This window comes from Myxococcus sp. AM011, from assembly GCF_013372595.1.
Lineage (GTDB): Bacteria > Myxococcota > Myxococcia > Myxococcales > Myxococcaceae > Myxococcus > Myxococcus eversor.
Genome location: NZ_JABXEM010000001.1, coordinates 1 through 17,899, shown reverse-complemented (window position 1 = coordinate 17,899; position 17,899 = coordinate 1). Strand labels below are relative to the sequence as shown.

The window sequence follows — 17,899 nt, the reverse complement described above, 5'->3', positions numbered from 1 at the left end:
TGTGATTCACCCAGGGCCCGGGCCATGAGCCCGGGCCCGTCCCTCTCACGGGACTTTCTTCAGCACCTGTCGGCTCTCTCGGGTGCCCACAGCGCCTCATCGGGTGTCCACGGAAGCTTGGGCGGAACCGGAACCGGGACAGTCTCGGGGCTCGGTGCGGCCGGCGGCGCGGGAGGGGCCATCGCCGCCGTCACCTCCGGGGCAACGGCAACCGGAGTCGCGAGCTCCTGGGCGGCCGAGTCCGAGCGAGCCCGCTGCGACTCGGGCTGCTCGCGAGCGACCAGTTGGAACGGCAGGAGGACCGCGAGGCCCAGGAGCAGCAGCGCCGCTCGCAACGAAGTCCGGCGTCGCGGAGCGGAGACATCGACGTGTTCCAGCATGGACAACCTCCTGTGCAACGTGTGGATGTGAGCTGAGGCACCGAGCGCAGCGGCGGTGCCTTGGGTGCGGGTGACGCCAAAGGCGAGGAGGAGCTGTCCATAGTCACCGGGCGCGGCCCCCGTGAGACGCAGAGCCTCGGCATCACAGGCCTCCTCTCGTGCCAGCGCATACTCCCGGGCTGTCTTGCGCACGAGTGGGTGGAAGAAGAGGACGCTCTCCGCGAGTGCTGGCACCCAGCCGAGCCACAGGTCGCGGCGCTGGAAGTGGGCCAGCTCATGCGCCAATGCCATCCGCAATGCTTCCAGGTCCAGGCACCGGACCCCCTGCGCGGGCAGCACGACCACCGGTGAGAGCATTCCCATGGCGAGAGGGCTCGTCACCTCCTCGGACATCAGGAGGCAGGGCACCCGGCGCAGTCCCGCGGCGGAGGAGAGTTCGCGGAGGGCCTTCTCGATGTCGGGTTGGCGCAGGGGCACCGCGCGAAGGCGCAGGCGACGCATGGCGTTCCAGGCGCGCACATGTCCCTTGAGCTGCCAGACCACGCCCAACCCCCACGCAACGAGCAGCACCGCCGCGCCCACCTGTCGCCAGGGCAGCGCATCGCGGCTGGGAGCCACGGGGAGCGGGGCGGCCATGCTCGCTCCCTGCCCCATCGACTCCACTCCCGCCTGAACCGGCATGGGCAGAAGGGGAAGTGGCACCGGGCTCAGCGTCCCCAGGGACAGCACGAACTTGAGTGAGACCAGCCACCACAGTCCCGCGCGCAGGGCGGAGGGCATGCGCGGCACCGCGCGGGTCAGCGCCCAGACCAGGGCGGCCCACGGCGCCCCCTGCCAGGAAGCCCGCCACAGACACTCCAGCGCGGAGCCCCACCAGCCAAAGTCCGTCATCAGCCATTCAGTACCCATGGGCGCACTCCTTCCCCTGCTTCCGAGACTTCAGCGGGGCCACGACGTCCTGGAACCGCCATGGACCCTTCCGCTTGACTACACCTGTAGTCAAAAGGTACGCGTGACTACATCCGTAGTCAAGCAGCTCCGCGCGCCACCTGAATCGCCTCAACGTCAACCAGCCCCTCACTCACCGAGGCCCAGTGCGCGAGGACCTCGGCTGGCGCGAATGGCTCACCGGAAGTCTCACGGTGCATGACATCGCGGGCGACCACTTCACGATGCTGAGCTCACTCCGGGTCTCCGCGCTGGTGGAGCAGCTCGCTCGGGAGAGGGCGGACACGTCGTCGTGACGTGAGTCACACGGAGCCCTGGCCACAAGCCTGGGCCCGCCTCGCCACATAAGGTCCAAATGAGTCAGGGAGGATTGAGGGAAAAAAGTCCGCGAACGAACTTCCTCGCATTTTCGAGACGCGGGTCCTGATGGAGGTCCTTGAGCAACACCTTCTCCAACCAGGCGTTTCCATGACCACCGATGGTGCGGTAAAAACTCTCCATCTCGCCACAATCGACGACAAAGAGACCAAGCTGTTTGAGGTCAGCGAGGAGACTCTCGGCCATCTGAAGCGCCTGCCCAGTGGGTACCGCGCCCAGACCATTCCGTTTCGCCGAATCCCAGGGAGAGGCGCGCTTGATCACCTCCTGGATTTGCTTGGCGGTCTCGTTCGGAAATGTAGTGCCACTAACCTCCTGCAGGAGCTTTTCGATCTCCTTCTTGACGTAAGCGGTCTCCAGCTCCGGCCTGAGTTGCTCAATGCCTGATTTGACCTGCTTCCAGCTCCCATGGAAGTCGCTCCATTTGCCGCCAAGTGCTTCGATGACGCCCTGGAGCGGGGAGTCGCTGTTCAAGACATCGAAGTCGACAACTGCGCGGGTGGGAACGCCAATACTGACAAGGGCTGCGGCAATCTTCGGAATCTTGTGCTTTCCCCCGGTGCTCGTGAACATCACGTCGGGCCTACGCTCGCCCGTGTCCACGGGCTGGCTTGCATTCAGAAGCGCGGCATAAAAGCGACAATCCCCGTCTGCCTCGCAGAGTACAACCTGCTCATGGAACAGGCCGTCCAAGGTGTTGGAGAAGCGAAGGATGGAATCATCCCAAAGCGTGCGAATCTTGTCCGTATCCAGTGCACGAGCGTGGTTGAGGTCCCCCTCGCGGGTGAGCCGGATGATCTTGAGGGACGAGGGATTGGCATCCAGGAGGCCACGAAGCAGATCTCCACTGTGGGTCGCGATAATCAACTGGCGGCCAGCGGGCTTCTCCCTCGCCAACAGCGCTCCAAGGAATCGAGCTTGAGGCGGATGGAGAAAAGCCTCGGGCTCGTCGATCATGACGACTGTCTTGTCGACCGCCGCGACATGGAGCAGGCAGTCGGCAAAACTGCGCATCCCGTCGCCCTGGTTCTGAAGCTGCGGGAGCTTCTCAAGCTTGCGGGCGTAGCTGAGGGAGATCCGATCTTCGCCGGGTTCCAGGATGGGAATCTCGCCGCAATGGAGCGGCATCCTGGAGCCAGCAGTCTGATTCACGATGAGTGATTGGCCGAAAGCGGATTGAAAGTAGCGACTAAGCCGATTCGCCAGGGCTGAGTCCACACACATCTTCTGGATGGGATAGAACGGAATGTCTGTCGCGAGATTGAAGACCTTGGCAGGCTCAATGGCCCTGAAGCGAGTAGACGGCTCGAGCAGGAAGAAGAAGAACTCGGTGAGTACGCTAGATGCCTCTTTCTGCTCCCAGAACGTTCGGAGCTCGTTTTCGCGTACCTGTTCGACGTTGAGTTCCCGGAATTTTGTCTCATGCGGTGACAAGGGTGGCGTCGAGTCCTCAAGCGCCTTGAGGCTATAATTCTGAGAATTCGGCAGACGATAGGGAGCCATCCGCGCCAGGAAGTCATCGACCGTCCCGGAGCGACCCACCATCAGGTCAGTGACGACTTGGGTCGCCGCTCCGCCATGCCTCCGCGAGGGCGCAAGTCGCAGGATATCGCGAAGTGTCGCACTCTTTCCGGCGTTGTTGGGCCCGACGATGACGACGATAGAGTCGGGTTCGAGCGTGACGCTCGCACCACCGCTGAACGTGAGCTGCTCAATGAAGAGGGTCGGGCTCATCAAGTCACCTTGTGGTGCCATGCTGACACGTTCGGCGAGTGAATAGGAGTGTTCCTCCTACCCATGCAGCGAGCAGCGCCAGGCCAGTCGGTCGTGTCTTGGCCGTTCAGAGACTGCCTTTCTCTACTCGCACTTCAACGTTCCTGCCTGGCTTGAATCCATCCAAAGATTGACACAGCGAATTCGCCGCTCCCAAGGTTGGCCTGTCGCCGACGTTGGCGACCCGGAGCGCGTGCGGGTGTGAGCGAGCGCAATGGCTCTCACCCTCGAACGCGCATCGTCGTCCATCGCGTCGTTCAATTCCGAGGAGCCCTCCATGTCGAAACCAAGCCAGTCCGCGCCACCCCTCTTCCGCCTGCTGCCAGCACTCGCCGCGCTCGCCCTGGTCTTCACCGCGCCCACCGCCAATGCCGCTTCGGCGGTCTACGGCGGAGGCCCGTTCTATTCCGGCGGCACCGCTGTGATGGACGACCTGCGCGCCTCCGGCTTCACCACCATCATCCTGTGGAGCTTCCACATCGAGGACAACGGCGACCTCGTCTACAACGACATCCCCGTGGTCAGGAACGGCGCCTACATGGGCGACGCCGCATGGCCCACCCGGCTGGCCACGCTCAAGACCGCGCCGACCTCGGTCAATCGCATCGAAGTGTCCATCGGCGCCTGGAGCGTCCCGGACTTCGAGCGCATGGCGAGGCTCGTCAACGGCACCGCCGCCGGATGCGGAACCACCCTGGTCTGCGGCACCGGCAGCAACAGCATCCTGTACAGGAACTTCCAGGCGCTGAAGACCGCCACCGGCGCGGATGCGGTGAACTTCGATGACGAGAGCGCCTACGACCTGGCCCCGACCACCACCTTCGGACAGATGCTGATTGGCCAGGGGTACAAAATCACCTTCGCGCCGTACACCCAGCAGACCTTCTGGCGGAACCTCCGGGACAACCTCGGCGGCGCGGTCGATAAAATCTACCTTCAGGTGTACGACGGCGGCGCCGGCAACAACCCGGCGAGCTGGAACACCGCGATGGGCATGACGGTGGACCCGGGCCTGTGGTCCCGGCATGGCACTGGCTGCACTGCGGGCGACAGCCCGGCCTCGGTGCAGACTCGGATGAGCGGATGGAAGACCAGCGCGGGCATCCGTGGCGGCTTCATGTGGCTGTACGACGACATCCAGCGGTGCTCCGCCCAGGGCACGAGCGCGCAGTACGCGGCGGCCATCAACACCGCGGTCAGCGGCAACACCCCGCCAGTGGCGAACTTCAGCGTCACCGTCAGCAGCCTCACCGCCACCTTCACCGATTCCTCCACCGACGCCGACGGCACCATCACCTCGCGCGGCTGGAACTTCGGCGACGGCACCACCTCCACCGCCACGAACCCCTCGCGCACCTATGCGAGCGCCGGCAACTACAACGTCTCCCTGACTGTCACCGACAACGCCGGCACCAGCCACACCAAGACGCAGACGGTGTCGGTCGGCGCGGGCTTCACCAACCTGGCATTGAACAAGCCCACCACCAGTTCGACGGCATGCAACAGCAGCGAGTCGGCGGCCAAGGCGGTCAACGGCAGCGTCTCGGGCGGCACCACCGACAAGTTCTGCTCACTCGTCTCCCCGTCGTGGATGCAGGTGGACCTGGGCTCGGCGCAGACGGTCAGCAGCTTCACCCTCAAGCATGCGGGCGCGGGCGGCGAATCGACGGGCTGGAACACCCGGGCCTTCACCATCCAGACCTCGAGCAACGGAACCACGTGGAGCACGCCCGTCACCGTGAGCAGCAACACCGACAGCACGTCGACCCACGCCATCACCGCGACGTCCGCGCGCTACATCAAGCTCAACGTGACGACGCCGACCCAGAACGGAGACCCGGCGACGCGCCTCTACGAGTTCGAGGTCCGCTGACCCTTCGAGAAGGACACCGGCCCGCGACACCCTCGCGGGTCGGCGCTGTACCTCCAGTCACACGGGCCCCCCTGCTTGCGGAGGGGAGGCTCCACGGGCTTGAGTGATGGCCCATGAGTCTCGCGCCGCGCTGCCTCCTCGTCGTCTCCCTCCTCTGCGCCACGGGGTGTGGTGGCATCCGCCACATGATGGGCGAGGACGAGTACCTGCGACAGCAGCTCTACGACTACGCCTACGACGTCCCGCTGGACACGGTCTGGGAGGCGGGCAAGCAGATGGCGGAGTCCGTCCACAGCGAGTCGCGAAGCGAGGATGGCGTCCGGACAGCGGTGGTCTCCATCCGCCGAGTCGTATGGCGCGACGAGACGGCGATCCAGGTGCTGTACATGCGCGGCTGGGAAGAAGCAGGGCGCAGCTACGTGAAGTTCCTCTCGGGAGGCCACGGCCCCTCCATGCAACCCCATGACATCGAACTCCGGGAGGTGACCGCGGAGCTGGACCTGCTCACTCGCTTCGCTCCAGAAGATGCGGCGAAGTTCCGGGAGGGAGCCAGACGGGCGGGACAGCGCGCCCGGTAGCGACGCGGAGCTTCAGCGCAGCGGCACGACGAGCACCTGGGTGCCCCGAGGACCGATGTCGACTTCGCGAGCCTCCTCCTGGTCGCCCCCGAGGATGCGCACGGTGTGCCTCCCCGGTGGGAGCGACAGGCGAACGACCTGGAACTCGGCGGGAAGACTGAGCCAGCCCTGCTCCATCAACGTCCCGTGTTCGATGGCGGAGCGCACGAGCAGATAGCCGCCCAGCGGAGGAATGAGCACGAAGAGGGACAGGGACCCGACCCGCGCCCACAGGTTCGCCTCACGCGTCGAATCAGAGCTCACGCCCAGGGCACCACGGCGCAGCAGGATGTTCTCCAGGGAGGTGACGGACTCCGCGCCCCAGCTTCCTGACGCCACCTCGACGCGGACCTGTCCGCGGCTCCAGGGCCGGGGGCAGACAGTCCAGACACTGGCCTCCTTCGAACGTGGCAGGACACACCGCTCCGGGAGCTTTCCCACCTCCACGACGACCACCAACGCTCCGGCCTCACTCCCCGGAGCGGACGCGTCAGGTGTCGGAATGAGCCGCTCCAGTTCCGCGAGCTCCGGACGCCCGAGTCGGCGTGCCTCCGCGAGCAGCCTGGGCTCCAGGTGGGTCAGTCGGGAGGGAGCTCCGGGCGGGGCGCTCCGGGTGATTCGCCAGGCGGCGAGGTAGTCGAGGAAGGACGACTCCTCGTTCCCCGCCAACTCATGCGCCAACCCGCTCACGTAGAGCCCCATGGCGCTCTGCACCAGGTAGGGGCGCAGCTCCTCGTCGATGGGAATGACGTTGAGGTGCCGCTCCATCTTCACGTGGAGCCGCAGCTCCAGGTGCCGCTGGAGGTTCAGCGCGTTCGACAGCCGCGCCTCCACGGCCGCATCCTCGGGCCGCCCGAGCTGGAGGTAGTTCAGGGCGTTGAGCGTGTGCAGCATCTGGCGCTCCAGGGCCCCCATGCGCCAGGGGATGTTGCCGGTGAACTCCTCCGACACCCGGACATGCTCGTGCTCATCCGCGAGCGCCGAAGCCTGGACCAGCACCCGGCTGCTGGCCTCCCAATCTCCCGCGCGGTGGAGCAGCCCTCCCCGGTCCGCCGCGACGAGCAGCGGGTCCAATTCCTCGCGCGTGGTGGCGGCGTCCAGCTCCTTCAGCGCGTCGTCGTAGCGCCCGACGTCCGCGAGCACGCGCATCTGCGCGGTCTGTTGCACGTAGCTGGCGCGACAGCCCGACAGCGCGGCGAGAAGGAGTGCGCCCAGCAGTCGCCAGAAGAGCCGCGATGGAAGGTTGGCGCCCCCGGAGAAGAAGTAGCCCATCCCGCTAGAATAGAACCATTCCGCGCACGGGCGCTCGATGTGAAGGTTGACCTGCTTCGTCGTTCCCGCGTAGCACCTCGAGGTCCAAGGCACCGCATCCCTGGCTGGTTCCTCGGCATCCATTGCTTCACGAAGTACGTCAAGGTGGCCTTCCTCAACGGCAGCTCGCTGCGCCCCCTTCCTCCCGGCGAGTCGAAGACCCCGAACACGCGCTACCTCGACATTCGCGAGGATGACTCGCTCGACGAAGCCCAGTTCACCGCATGGGTGAAGCAGGCCAGCAAACTGCCCGGCGAGCACATGTAGGCGGCCCGCGGGGCGCCAGTCGAAGAGCCTGGGTGCGGGAACACTCCTCCTTTGTGAACCTGGGCTTCAGGGCCTTTTGCGGTCCCGGCGCATAGTCCACGACGAAGCCACGACCTAGCTTTCTCGTGTCGACACAGAGCGCCGTGCCTGCCGTGCGGCCAGGCGCCACCGCCCCTCCGAGGAGAACCCGTCATGGCCATCAGTGAGGAAGCGCAGCGCAACCACGACGCCCTGTTCCCGAATCACACGTCGACATTGAAGGTCACCGACCCCGAGTTGATAGAGGTCTTCGACAACTGGGCCTTCGACGAGGTACTTCGTGAGTCCGTCCTGGACGCGAGGACGCGGCTGATGGTGCAACTGGCGGCGCTCATCGCCTCCCACGCCGTCAATGAGTACCGGGTGATGCTGGGTGGCGCGCTCAACGTCGGCGTCACGCCGGTGGAGGCCAAGGAGATCCTCTACCAGGCCGTGCCCTACGTCGGGATGGCCAAGGTGTTCGACTTCATCCACGCGACCAACGAGGTGTTGAAGGCGCGCGGAGTCCCTCTGCCACTGGAGGGCCAGTCCACGACGACCCCGGAGAGTCGCCGGGAGAAGGGGCTCGACGTGCAGCGGCGCCTCTTTGGCGACACGGTCGACCAGCTCTACAAGAAGTCGCCCAAGGACCAGCTCCACATCCAGGCGTTCCTCTCCGCCAACTGCTTCGGTGACTATCTCACGCGCACGGGGTTGGACTTGAAGACGCGCGAGCTGCTCACCGTCTCGATGCTCGCGGCCCTGGGCGGGTGTGAGGCCCAGCTCGCCGGACACGTCGCCGGGAACCTGGCGGCCGGCAACGACCGGAAGGTCCTCGTCAGCACCGTCACCCATCTGTTGCCGTTCATCGGCTACCCCCGAACACTCAACGCGCTCCGGGTCATCAACGAAGGCACGTCCCCCTGATTCAGGACATCATGTCACCGCCTGCCTCCCGTGCCCGTCGCGCGAGAGCTGGAGAGAGAGCGAACCATGCAGAAGCGCAAACTTGGGAAGAGCAACCTCGAAGTCTCCGCCATCGGCTTCGGCTGCATGGGCCTGAACTTCGCCTACGGGAAGGCGATGGCGCGCAAGGATGCCATCGCGCTGCTGCGCGCCGCTGTCGAGCGCGGCGTCACCTTCTTCGACACCGCGGAGGCGTACGGCCCCTTCACCAACGAGGAGCTGGTGGGCGAGGCGCTCGCGCCCGTCCGTGAGCAGGTGGTCATCGCCACCAAGTTCGGCTTCAGCTACGACGCGAGCGGCAGGCAGGTGGGCAACGACAGCCGCCCAGAGAACATCCGACGTGTCGCCGAAGCCTCGCTCAAGCGTCTGAAGACCGACCGCATCGACCTCTTCTACCAGCACCGCGTGGACCCGAACGTCCCCATCGAGGACGTCGCCGGCGCGGTGAAGGAGCTCATCCAGCAGGGCAAGGTGGGCCACTTCGGCATGTCGGAGGCGGGCATGAAGACCCTCCGCCGCGCGCACGCGGTGCAACCCGTCGCGGCGCTGCAGAGTGAATACTCGCTCTGGTTCCGCAAGCCCGAGGAGGAGGTCATCCCGACGCTGGAGGAGCTGGGCATCGGCTTCGTCCCCTTCAGCCCGCTGGGCAGGGGATTCCTCACGGGCACGATTGACGAGAAGACCTCCTTCGCCAAGGGCGACTTCCGCAACACCGTGCCGCGCTTCACCCAGGAGGCCCGCAAGGCCAACCAGCGGTTCGTGGACTTCATCGGGCAGGTGGCGAAGCAGAAGACCGCCACGCCCGCCCAGGTGGCCCTCGCCTGGCTGCTCGCGCGCAAGGCCTGGATGGTGCCCATCCCTGGGACGACCAAGCTGCACCGGCTGGAAGAGAACCTGGGCGCGGCGGAGCTCCAGCTCCTGCCAGACGAGCTGCGGACTCTCGACGACGAAGCCGCGCGAATCACCGTGCAAGGCGAGCGCTACACCGAAGCCATGGAGAAGCGCACGGGCCTCTGAGGCCGACGAGCGTCGCGCCCCACCCTCGGATGCGACGGCGGTGGGGCGCTCATGAGCGAGGGAGCCGCGTGCGTCAGCCCACGACCGCGGTGGCTTCAATCTCCACGAGGACCCCCGGCTCGAAGAGCACGGAGACGCCAATCAGCGAGGCCGGCGCGGGGACAATCTTCAACTCCTCGGAGACGCGTGCGATGCCGGCGAGGAAGTCGGGCATCAGCTCTCGCTTCCAGTCGACCACGTAGAACGTCAGTCGAACGACATCGCTGAACGTCGCCCCTGCGGCGGCGAGGGCGATGGCGACGTTGCGATAGGCCTGGGCCACCTGTCCCGCCAGGTCCCCCCGCGCGACGAGCTGCCCCTCGGCGTCATACGCAACCTGTCCCGCGATGTGCACCTGCCGGGTGCCGGTGGCAATCGCCACCTGTCGGTACACGTCGGTCTTCAAGAGGCCGTCGGGATTGAGCAAGGTCACTGGCATGTGAGGTCTCCATGAGGAAGTGATTGTGGGACTCATATACCCAGTCCATTGACGAACGGCGTTCCCCACTCCAGCGACGCGGGCGCTACAGTCGCTGGCCACGATGAAACGCACCCAGATGGATGAAATCTTCACCTTCATGTCCGTCGTGGAAGCGGGCAGCTTCGTCGGGGGTGGCCGAGCCATCGGACTGACCCGCTCGGCGGCCGGCAAGGCCCTGACCCGGCTGGAGTCCCGCCTTGGAGTGCGCCTGCTGAATCGCACGACGCGCCACCTCAGCCTCACCGACGACGGCCGCGTCTTCCATGCGCATTGCAAGCAGGTCCTCGCGGCCCTGGACGACGCGGAAGCCAGTGTCGGGCAGCGAACGGGCAAACCCCGTGGCGTGCTGCGGCTCACCCTGCCCGGCGCCTTCGGCAGACTGCTCGTCCTTCCCTTGTTGCGGGACTATCTGCGGACCTGGCCCGAGGTGCAGGCGGAGGTGAGCTTCAGCGACCGCGTCGCGGATATCATCGAGGAGGGCTACGACCTGGCCGTGCGCATCAACGTGACGAGCTCGGACACGCGACTGGTCTCCCGAGTCGTCGCCCAACACCGCGTGGTCATCTGCGCCGCGCCCTCCTATCTCGATGCGCGTGGCGAGCCCGCGACGCTGGAGGAGCTCGCGACGCATGAGTGTCTGCTCTTCAGCAGCGGGGCTCGACGACAGCGCTGGCGGCTGCGCGAGAAGGGCGGCGCGTGGGTGATGGTGGAGGGGAAGAGCCGCCTTCGGCTCGACAGCGGCGAGGCGATTCGAGACGCGGCCGTCGCGGGACTGGGCATCGCCTACCTGCCCGATTTCCTGGTCGACGAAGACCTGGCGAGCGGACGACTCGAGGCGCTGCTGCCCTCTTGCGAGACGGAGTTCGTCCCCATCATGGCGCTCTATCCGAACAAGCGTCATCTGCCAGCGAAGGTGCGGCGCTTCATTGACCTGATGGCCAAGCAATGGAGCGCGAAGTCACCTCTCGCCCAGCCCGTCGACAGCAGGCCTTGACCTTGACACTGGTGTCAGGGGCTAACGTTCGTTTCCAGGAGAGCCGGATGAACATCGGAGAACTCGCCAGACGCGCGGGCTGCAGTGCGCGCTCCATCCGTCACTACGAGAAGACGGGACTGCTCACGTCGAATCGACGCGCGAATGGCTATCGGGAGTTCGACGCGCAGTCGGTCCCCCGGGTGATGCAGGTGGCCCACCTCATCCAACGGGGATTCTCCCTGGTGGACATCACCACCTTTCCCTCCTGCATGCTCCGCGACGTCACGGATGTCGTCTGCCCGCAGGCGCTCGCGCTCCACCGCAAGCGATTGGCGGAGTTCGACCGGCAACTCCTGGAGCTCACGGCGCGTCGAGACCGGCTCGCTCGCGCACTCGGCGCGAACGCCCGCTCCGAGCCCCCCACCCGATAAGGACCTCATGAAGCGTCGCGACCTGATGAAGACCGCCCTCCTGGGCGCGGGCACGCTCCCCTTGCAAGCCGCCCTCGCCGCCACGCCCGAGCGGGGCAAGCAACCTCGTCGCGCATTCCTCCTCGTGCATGGCGCCTGGCACAACGCCCTCCATTGGACGCGCGTCACGGAGGCGCTCTCCGCGCGAGGTCATCAGGTGGTGGCCATCAACCTGCCCGGGCACGGCCTCAATGCGCGCTTTCCCTCGGCCTATGTGAAGGGCGACACGGTGAGCCTCCGCGACGAGCGCTCACTCCAGGCGGACCTCACCCTGGAGGACTGCGCCGCGGCAGTGGTCGCCGCGCTGGAGAAGCTGCGCCAGGGAGCCGGCGGAACGAAGCCCGTCCTCGTGGGCCACAGCGTGGGTGGCGCAGTCATCACCCGGGCAGGCGAGCTGGCGCCACAGCACATCGGTCGGCTCGTCTACCTGAGCGCGTATTGCCCGCTGCGCCTGGGCAGCCCCAGTGGCTACGCGGCACTGCCCGAGGCGCGCACCGGCTACGGAGAGACGCTGTTCCTCGGCGACCCGGGGAAGCTGGGCGCGGTGCGCATCAACCCTCGCGGCGGCACGGAGTACCTGGAGGCCCTTCGCGCGGCGTACTACCAGGACGTGCCGATGGCGGACTTCCTGCCCTTCGCATTCTCCCTGACGCCGGACCTCCCCTTGTCGCTCTGGACCTCCAAGGTCGGAGCGACGAAGGAACGCTGGGGCCGCATTCCTCGCGGCTACATCCGCTGCACCCAGGACCGCGCCCTGGCCCCCGCGCTCCAGGAGTTGATGATTCGCGAGGCCAACGCCTTCACCCCCGGCAATGCCTTCACCGTCGAGTCATTGGCGGCCTCTCACTCTCCATTCGCCTCACAGCCGGAAGCGCTCGTCGCGCTCCTCGACGGTCTTCACTGAGATTCGGGCAGACACAAGCTGAAGCGGATGAAGTGAGGATTGCCTTTTCGCAGCAAGAGGCGCGCAGCTCATTGTCGCGACGTTTGATGATGGCCCCCTCGAAACGCCGAGTGACGCCTCGGCACATTGCCCGACACCCGGCCGCACCCTACCACATGTCTTGCAATATAATATTGACTTGCATGAAATCCAGGCCTGCACTCTACTTGCATCGAACACGGACGTCGACCCATGAAATATGCCACGACTCATGGAGGTTCCGGCATGCTGCCTATTCCCAACCGCCTCTACCGTCTCTCATTGCTGTGCATTGGCATGATTGCCGCGGTGAACTGTGGCCCAGGTGAGGACACGCCCCCTTCCGAACTTGGAGAGCTGGAACAAGGATTGGGGTTGGCGACAATCACTCAATACTCCAACCTGGTGACGAACACGGTCCTCTCCTACGTCAATGGCAAGAAAGCTGTCGCGACCTCCAGCGGGCTGCACTCCGTCTGGGAGTTGAATGGAACGATCTACTACTCGGCTTCGGCGGATGGGGTGTCCTGGTCAAACCCCATCGTGCTGGAGCCTTCCCTGGCGGTGCGCCCCTCGCTCGCCGCCACGGACGATGGGACTCTCGGGCTCGTCTATGTCCGGAACGTGGTGGACGGCAACGGAACCGGCCAGGTCCACTATCGCTCGAGGAGCCCAAGTGGAGCATGGAGCACTCCCTTCAAGGTGACCTCCGACTTCAAGAGTGGCACCGCCAGGAACCCATCGATTGCAGCGCATGGGAGCGACGTCCACTTGACCTGGTCGACCGGCTCCCAGGTGGTCTACGCAACGTTTCCGGCAAGCCAGACGGCGCCTGTCCCCACGGCTTCCGACGTGAATCTCTTCACCCTCTGCTACAGCCACAGCATCACATACCCCAGCATCGCCGTCTCTGACGGTGCCACGCCCTCGTCGGCGCCCATCGTGCGCATTGCCTGGTATAGCTACTCGACTCCTTACGCCGGATGCGGCAGCGAAGGATTTTTCGGACTGTCCGTGGCGGAGAAGCCCTCGACCCCTTCGCCCATCTACTGGCCCAACGTCCTCGCGACCAGCACCCCCGCTGGAGCAAGCCAGACAGGCTCCGTCGCGCTCTCGTTGACGGCGAACCGCTCGACGGGTGACTTCTACCTGGCGACGAGCGATATCATCAATGGCAGCGAGCGAACCGAGTTGCGCTACGAGAACGCGAGAGACCCGAGTGACACCTGGCGCAACCATCTGCTCCTGCCGCGTCGAGCCATCATCGACGTCAACTCCGCCACCCGGGCAGGGCAGTCCCAGTTCCGCATCGTGATTTCGGACTTCACGCTCGGCAGCAATGGATATGGACCCACCCAGTATCGAACCGGGACGTGGACCTCCACGAGCGCCGCTCCCACCTGGTTGGACTCCTCACTCGTCCTCATGTCCAGCAATGGACGCGCTGGCAGTGCGTTGTTCTGGGAGAACGCGAACCAGGCCTTCTACTCCATGTTCGAAGTCTCTCAGGGAGGAACGTCCTACGCCCTCGTCTCCGCATCCGAGCGCATCGGAGATCTCGACCTTGGCGTGGTATTGGGACCCAATGTCGCGCAAGGCAATACGTGCGGCGGGTCCAACAGCTACCAGCCCACTTGCGTGTCGAGCTTCGCGCCGGACCAGGGCTTCTACTGGACTGCGCCTCCTCAAGGCAATTCATACTACGTGATTTCGACGTTTGGCTCGACCTTTGACACCATCCTGGCCATCACTGACGCCGACACCGGTGAAGTCCTGGGCTGTAATGACGATGCCAGCAACACGCGTCAATCCATGGTCCAGACCCCCTTCCTCGTGCCGGGTCAGCGCCTGCGCATCTTCGTGGATGGCTTCAGTTCGGCGTGCGGCGACTTCAAGCTGAACATCCACAGGATTGGCCTGAATGTGGGGTCGAGCCTGGGCTCTCCCATCATGTCGAGCGATACATGCTTCGGCGATAATGATTGGAGCCCGACCTGCGCGTACAGCCCCTCCGCGCTCGATTCCAGCGCGCTCTGGACGGCTCCCGCGACCCGCGCCTACACGTTCTCCAGCGCGGGTTCGAACTATGACACGGTCATCGAGGTCCTCGACCTGGCGAGCGGCACGTCCCTGGCCTGCAACGACGACAACGGCACCTCACTCCAGTCCTCGGTCAGCATCAACCTCCAGCAAGGACAGACCGTGCTGGTCAACATGGATGGGTACAACAGCCATTGCGGTCTCTACTATCTCAACGTGAATTGAGGGACGGAGCCTGGCTCCAGGCATGAGCCCAGGGAGCGCGGGGTGACTTCGCCCGCGCCCCTGGAACAGACGCCGGCCCCTTCATGCCGAGCGCCGCTGCTCGGACGTCGTGTCAAGCGGAAGGGTCACGGTGAAGCAGGTGCCCTGCTCGGCGGAGCTCGTCACCGTGGCCTTTCCCCCGTGCGCTTCGGCCAGGCCCCTCACCAGGGGAAGCCCCAGGCCCCAGCCCTTCTCGGCGCTCTCCGCCGCGGACCTCGTGCGGTGGAACGGCTCGAAGATGGTCTGCAGTTCGTCCGCGGCGATGGGGAGGCCCTGGTTGCGCACCTGGAGCGACACCTGGCGTTCGCTCCGGTCCAACAGGACCTCAATCGGGGTGCCCGGCGCGCCGTACTTCGCCGCGTTGGAGGCCAGGTTCTCGACGATGCGGCGCAGCCCGAGCGGATCCGCCTTCATCTTGAACACGCCCTCCGCCTTCAGGACGAAGCGCTCCGGGTAGAGCGCCGCGAGCTCGTCCAGCGTCTGCGCCGTGACGGCGTGGAAGTCGCATTCGCCCATCTCCAGCGCCACCTGCTTGCCGGCCTGGATGCGGCTTGCGTCCAGCAGGTTCTGAATCATGCGCTCCGCGCGGTCCAGACTCCCGCTGACGCGAGTCACAGAAGTCTGGACGCTCGCGAGGTCCGCATGGCGCCTGCCCAGCAGTTGCACGCTCATCTTCGCCGCCGTCAGGGGCGTGCGGAGGTCATGGGTGAGCGCCGCGACGAACGTGTCCCGGAGGTTCTGCTCGGTCTTCAGCTTCTTTATCTGATTGCGGAGGTTGACCTCCGTCATGATGGACGCCGTCAGCTCCCGCATCACCGTGAGGTCCTGCTCGGTCCACTCGCGCACCTTGGGCTGGATGCAGCAGAACGTCCCCAGCACGTGTCCCTCCGGGTTGATCAACGGGAGCACGATGAGGGCGACGATTCCCCAAGGCCCTGTCGAGGGATGGAATTTCAGGAACACGTCGGCGGGCGCGTTCGAGGAGATGATGGGCTCTCCCTCGAGCGTGTAGCGGCACAGCGAAGCGTCAATCGGCAACGTCCGGGTCTCCTTGAACGGAGACGCCAGGCCGTAGTCCGCCTTGAAGAACTGCCGGTCCGCGTCCACCAGGGACATGATGGTCAACGGGACATCGAGGAGCTGCGCCGCCAGGCGGGCGAGGCGATCAAAAGCCTCCTCCGGGGGCGTGTCCATCAGCCCCGTCTCCCGGATGGCCTGCAACCGGTTCGGATCCCCGAGGCGGCGGTTGCACCGTTGCGTCCGCGCCAGCGAGGCCGCGTCCAGCTCACCCAGAAATTTCATGCGACGACCTTAATGCGAGGAGCCGCGCGGAGGACTGCTGGAATCCCCACGCCCGCTCCTCCGTCTGTTGACCAGCCTACTTGAGACAAGGGGAATGGGATGTTTCGCGGCGCCTCCCCCTCTTTTCTTCACTGAGAGCGAAGAGAAGACGCCTGGGCACCCCGCGGCTCAACTCTTGTGTTTGCCTTTGGGCCGGGACCCCTGCGCGTCGGGCTCGCTCGGCAGGTGCCGCAGGCCCATCCAGCCCAGCGCCACCACGTGCCTCGCCACGTGCTCGAGCGAGATGGGACGGCCCTCCGCCGCCCACCACACCCCCACCTGCGTCACCATGCCGACGAGCGCGTTGGCGTACACCGGAGCGACCTTGGGGTTGAAGCCCGCGCGGCTGAACTCCGCCTGGAAGATGTCTCCCACCCGCTGCGCCAGGTCGTCGATGACGCGGGTGAGGCCCCGCCGGGCGCTCGACGTGGGCGAGTCCCGCGTGAGGACCGCGAAGCCCGCGGGCTCCTCCTTCGCGTAGGAGAGGAAGGCCACCACCGCGCCCTCGAAGCGCTCGCGCGCGCTGCCCTGCGCGATGGCGTCCGACATGCGCTGCACCAGCCCGTCCATCTCCCGCTCGACGATGGCCGCGTAGAGCCCCTCCTTCGCCCCGAAGTGCTCGTAGACGATGGGCTTGGAGACCCCCGCCTGCGCCGCCACCTCTTCGATGGCCGTCGCCTCGTAGCCCCGCGAGGCGAAGAGCTCGCGGCCCACCTCCAGCAATTGGGCGCGCCGCTGCGGCCCCGTCAGACGCTGCTTCTTGGCCACCTTGACCTCTAGGCTACTGGAGCGTAGGTTACCGAATCGTAAGTTACCGGCAAGTAGGCTACCCGCCGGTTTTCGGGAGACCTTCCGTGTACCTCATCCTCTGCGGCCTCGTCTTCGCCGGCGCCTACCTGCTCAACATCCTCGTCATCACCGTGGGTTACCACCGCGCGCTCGCCCACAAGGCGGTCCGGCTGCACCCGGCGCTGCGTCGCCTGCTCGTGGTGGGAGGCAACTGGTTCACCGGGCTGGACCCCAAGGCGTGGGTGGTGATGCACCGGCTGCACCACGAGCACTCCGACACCCCGTTGGACCCGCACTCCCCCATGAACGTGGGGCTCCTGGGCATCGCGGGCGAGCAGCTTCGCAACTACAAGCGCGTCATCGTCGGGCTGATGCGCCAGAAGCCCGAGTACACGAAGTACGCGAAGGACCTCGACTTCCCGCTCAACGCCCTCAACCGAAACAACCTCTGGTGGCTGCCGTACGCGCTGCATGCGGGCGTGGGGCTCGCGCTGGCGCTGAGCGTGGGCTGGGTGCTGGGCGCGGCGTACTTCCTGGGGATGATGAGCCACCCGGTGCAGGGCGGCCTCGTCAACGCGCTGGGGCACGCGGTGGGCGGGCGCAACTTCGACACCCGGGACAACTCGCGCAACAACCACCTGACGGCCTGGCTCATCATGGGCGAGGGCTTCCAGAACAACCACCACGCCTATCCGGGCTCGGCGTCCTTCTCGCACCACCGCTACGAGGTGGACCTGGGCTTCGTGGCCTGCCTCGCGCTGGAGCGGCTGGGGCTGGCGACCATCGACCGCGCCTACCTCATCCCCCGGCCCGAGCAACTGGACGCGACGCAGGCCCGGGCCTGATGACAGCGGTCATCACCCTCGATGACCGCGGACACCGGGGACAGGGCCCCGGAGGCTGACCTGGACGAGGCGCTTCAGAGGGGAAACGGCACACGGGGAGGACGGCGAGAGGCTGGCACACGCCGTGCTCTAGGGAAGTCACGTCACGGACCGGACGACTTCCGGCCCTTCCCCAAACCTCGCC

17 protein-coding genes are annotated in these 17,899 nt (G+C 65.9%); 11 read left to right on the top strand and 6 right to left on the bottom strand.

The genetic code is table 11. The features are described 5' to 3' along the window. Positions 1–59 precede the first annotated feature (59 nt). A complete protein-coding gene (locus tag HUW62_RS00085; RefSeq protein ID WP_240356828.1) occupies positions 60–1,289 on the bottom strand; it encodes a M56 family metallopeptidase in 1,230 nt (409 codons plus the stop codon). Between the two features lie 185 nt (positions 1,290–1,474). Here HUW62_RS00085 and HUW62_RS00080 point away from each other — a divergent pair, with 185 nt between their 5' ends. After that, the gene (locus tag HUW62_RS00080) at positions 1,475–1,624 is read left to right on the top strand and encodes a hypothetical protein (RefSeq protein ID WP_176433179.1); all 150 of its coding nucleotides are present in this window, start codon (positions 1,475–1,477) and stop codon (positions 1,622–1,624) included. A gap of 64 nt (positions 1,625–1,688) precedes the next feature. On the opposite strand, the gene HUW62_RS00075 is transcribed toward HUW62_RS00080, so the two are convergent. Further along, positions 1,689–3,440 (bottom strand): ATP-dependent endonuclease, encoded by a 1,752-nt coding sequence (locus HUW62_RS00075; protein ID WP_176433178.1) that lies wholly within the window; start codon positions 3,438–3,440, stop codon positions 1,689–1,691. Between the two features lie 316 nt (positions 3,441–3,756). Here HUW62_RS00075 and HUW62_RS00070 point away from each other — a divergent pair, with 316 nt between their 5' ends. Both HUW62_RS00070 and HUW62_RS00065 read left to right on the top strand, forming a co-directional pair. Beyond that, positions 3,757–5,352 carry a PKD domain-containing protein gene (locus tag HUW62_RS00070; protein WP_163868731.1) on the top strand — a complete coding sequence of 532 codons (1,596 nt, stop codon included), beginning with the start codon at positions 3,757–3,759 and terminating at the stop codon, positions 5,350–5,352. Between the two features lie 113 nt (positions 5,353–5,465). After that, the gene (locus HUW62_RS00065) at positions 5,466–5,930 is read left to right on the top strand and encodes a hypothetical protein (protein ID WP_163868732.1); all 465 of its coding nucleotides are present in this window, start codon (positions 5,466–5,468) and stop codon (positions 5,928–5,930) included. 12 nt (positions 5,931–5,942) lie between these two features. Here the strand turns inward: HUW62_RS00065 and HUW62_RS00060 are convergent, their stop codons facing one another. Next, complete coding sequence (locus tag HUW62_RS00060) at positions 5,943–7,334, bottom strand: hypothetical protein (RefSeq protein WP_163868727.1); 1,392 nt, start codon at positions 7,332–7,334, stop codon at positions 5,943–5,945. 51 nt (positions 7,335–7,385) lie between these two features. Between HUW62_RS00060 and HUW62_RS00055 the strand changes: the two genes are divergently transcribed. From HUW62_RS00055 to HUW62_RS00045, 3 genes are all read left to right on the top strand, one after another. Further along, the gene (locus tag HUW62_RS00055; protein WP_240356829.1) at positions 7,386–7,547 is read left to right on the top strand and encodes a hypothetical protein; all 162 of its coding nucleotides are present in this window, start codon (positions 7,386–7,388) and stop codon (positions 7,545–7,547) included. 192 nt (positions 7,548–7,739) lie between these two features. After that, positions 7,740–8,492, top strand: a complete 753-nt coding sequence (locus HUW62_RS00050; RefSeq protein WP_163868733.1) for a carboxymuconolactone decarboxylase family protein — start codon at positions 7,740–7,742, stop codon at positions 8,490–8,492. 66 nt (positions 8,493–8,558) lie between these two features. Then, positions 8,559–9,548, top strand: coding sequence for an aldo/keto reductase (locus HUW62_RS00045; RefSeq protein WP_163868734.1), 990 nt, complete (start codon positions 8,559–8,561; stop codon positions 9,546–9,548). Positions 9,549–9,621: 73 nt separating this feature from the next. Here the strand turns inward: HUW62_RS00045 and HUW62_RS00040 are convergent, their stop codons facing one another. Continuing rightward, the gene (locus tag HUW62_RS00040) at positions 9,622–10,026 is read right to left on the bottom strand and encodes a RidA family protein (protein WP_163868735.1); all 405 of its coding nucleotides are present in this window, start codon (positions 10,024–10,026) and stop codon (positions 9,622–9,624) included. Positions 10,027–10,129: 103 nt separating this feature from the next. Here HUW62_RS00040 and HUW62_RS00035 point away from each other — a divergent pair, with 103 nt between their 5' ends. The 4 genes from HUW62_RS00035 (at position 10,130) to HUW62_RS00020 (ending at position 14,701) form a co-directional block, all read left to right on the top strand. Next, on the top strand, positions 10,130–11,062 hold the full coding sequence (locus HUW62_RS00035) for a LysR family transcriptional regulator (protein ID WP_176433177.1): 933 nt from the start codon (positions 10,130–10,132) through the stop codon (positions 11,060–11,062). A gap of 47 nt (positions 11,063–11,109) precedes the next feature. Next, entirely contained in the window at positions 11,110–11,475 is a 366-nt protein-coding gene (locus tag HUW62_RS00030; RefSeq protein WP_176433176.1) for a MerR family transcriptional regulator, read from the top strand. A 7-nt stretch (positions 11,476–11,482) separates the two neighbouring features. Then, entirely contained in the window at positions 11,483–12,418 is a 936-nt protein-coding gene (locus HUW62_RS00025; protein WP_163868738.1) for an alpha/beta fold hydrolase, read from the top strand. 264 nt (positions 12,419–12,682) lie between these two features. After that, positions 12,683–14,701 (top strand): hypothetical protein, encoded by a 2,019-nt coding sequence (locus tag HUW62_RS00020; RefSeq protein WP_176433175.1) that lies wholly within the window; start codon positions 12,683–12,685, stop codon positions 14,699–14,701. Positions 14,702–14,782: 81 nt separating this feature from the next. On the opposite strand, the gene HUW62_RS00015 is transcribed toward HUW62_RS00020, so the two are convergent. Continuing rightward, positions 14,783–16,042: a GAF domain-containing sensor histidine kinase gene (locus HUW62_RS00015; RefSeq protein ID WP_176433174.1), complete on the bottom strand. Its 1,260-nt coding sequence runs from the start codon at positions 16,040–16,042 to the stop codon at positions 14,783–14,785. A 168-nt stretch (positions 16,043–16,210) separates the two neighbouring features. Next, complete coding sequence (locus tag HUW62_RS00010) at positions 16,211–16,849, bottom strand: TetR/AcrR family transcriptional regulator (protein WP_176433173.1); 639 nt, start codon at positions 16,847–16,849, stop codon at positions 16,211–16,213. Between the two features lie 86 nt (positions 16,850–16,935). On the opposite strand from HUW62_RS00010, the gene HUW62_RS00005 reads away from it, so the two are divergent. Continuing rightward, complete coding sequence (locus HUW62_RS00005) at positions 16,936–17,715, top strand: acyl-CoA desaturase (protein ID WP_163868741.1); 780 nt, start codon at positions 16,936–16,938, stop codon at positions 17,713–17,715. The last annotated feature ends 184 nt before the right edge of the window (positions 17,716–17,899 follow it).

What these genes read in the sequence shown, in the direction of transcription:
- HUW62_RS00045 (WP_163868734.1), top strand. Translation starts at nt 8,559, where the DNA reads ATGCAGAAGCGCAAACTTGGGAAGAGCAACCTCGAAGTCTCCGCCATC.
- HUW62_RS00040 (WP_163868735.1), bottom strand. Translation starts at nt 10,026, where the DNA reads ATGCCAGTGACCTTGCTCAATCCCGACGGCCTCTTGAAGACCGACGTG.
- HUW62_RS00070 (WP_163868731.1), top strand. Translation starts at nt 3,757, where the DNA reads ATGTCGAAACCAAGCCAGTCCGCGCCACCCCTCTTCCGCCTGCTGCCA.
- HUW62_RS00075 (WP_176433178.1), bottom strand. Translation starts at nt 3,440, where the DNA reads ATGAGCCCGACCCTCTTCATTGAGCAGCTCACGTTCAGCGGTGGTGCG.
- HUW62_RS00015 (WP_176433174.1), bottom strand. Translation starts at nt 16,042, where the DNA reads ATGAAATTTCTGGGTGAGCTGGACGCGGCCTCGCTGGCGCGGACGCAA.
- HUW62_RS00030 (WP_176433176.1), top strand. Translation starts at nt 11,110, where the DNA reads ATGAACATCGGAGAACTCGCCAGACGCGCGGGCTGCAGTGCGCGCTCC.
- HUW62_RS00085 (WP_240356828.1), bottom strand. Translation starts at nt 1,289, where the DNA reads ATGGGTACTGAATGGCTGATGACGGACTTTGGCTGGTGGGGCTCCGCG.
- HUW62_RS00025 (WP_163868738.1), top strand. Translation starts at nt 11,483, where the DNA reads ATGAAGCGTCGCGACCTGATGAAGACCGCCCTCCTGGGCGCGGGCACG.
- HUW62_RS00035 (WP_176433177.1), top strand. Translation starts at nt 10,130, where the DNA reads ATGAAACGCACCCAGATGGATGAAATCTTCACCTTCATGTCCGTCGTG.
- HUW62_RS00050 (WP_163868733.1), top strand. Translation starts at nt 7,740, where the DNA reads ATGGCCATCAGTGAGGAAGCGCAGCGCAACCACGACGCCCTGTTCCCG.
- HUW62_RS00020 (WP_176433175.1), top strand. Translation starts at nt 12,683, where the DNA reads ATGCTGCCTATTCCCAACCGCCTCTACCGTCTCTCATTGCTGTGCATT.
- HUW62_RS00065 (WP_163868732.1), top strand. Translation starts at nt 5,466, where the DNA reads ATGAGTCTCGCGCCGCGCTGCCTCCTCGTCGTCTCCCTCCTCTGCGCC.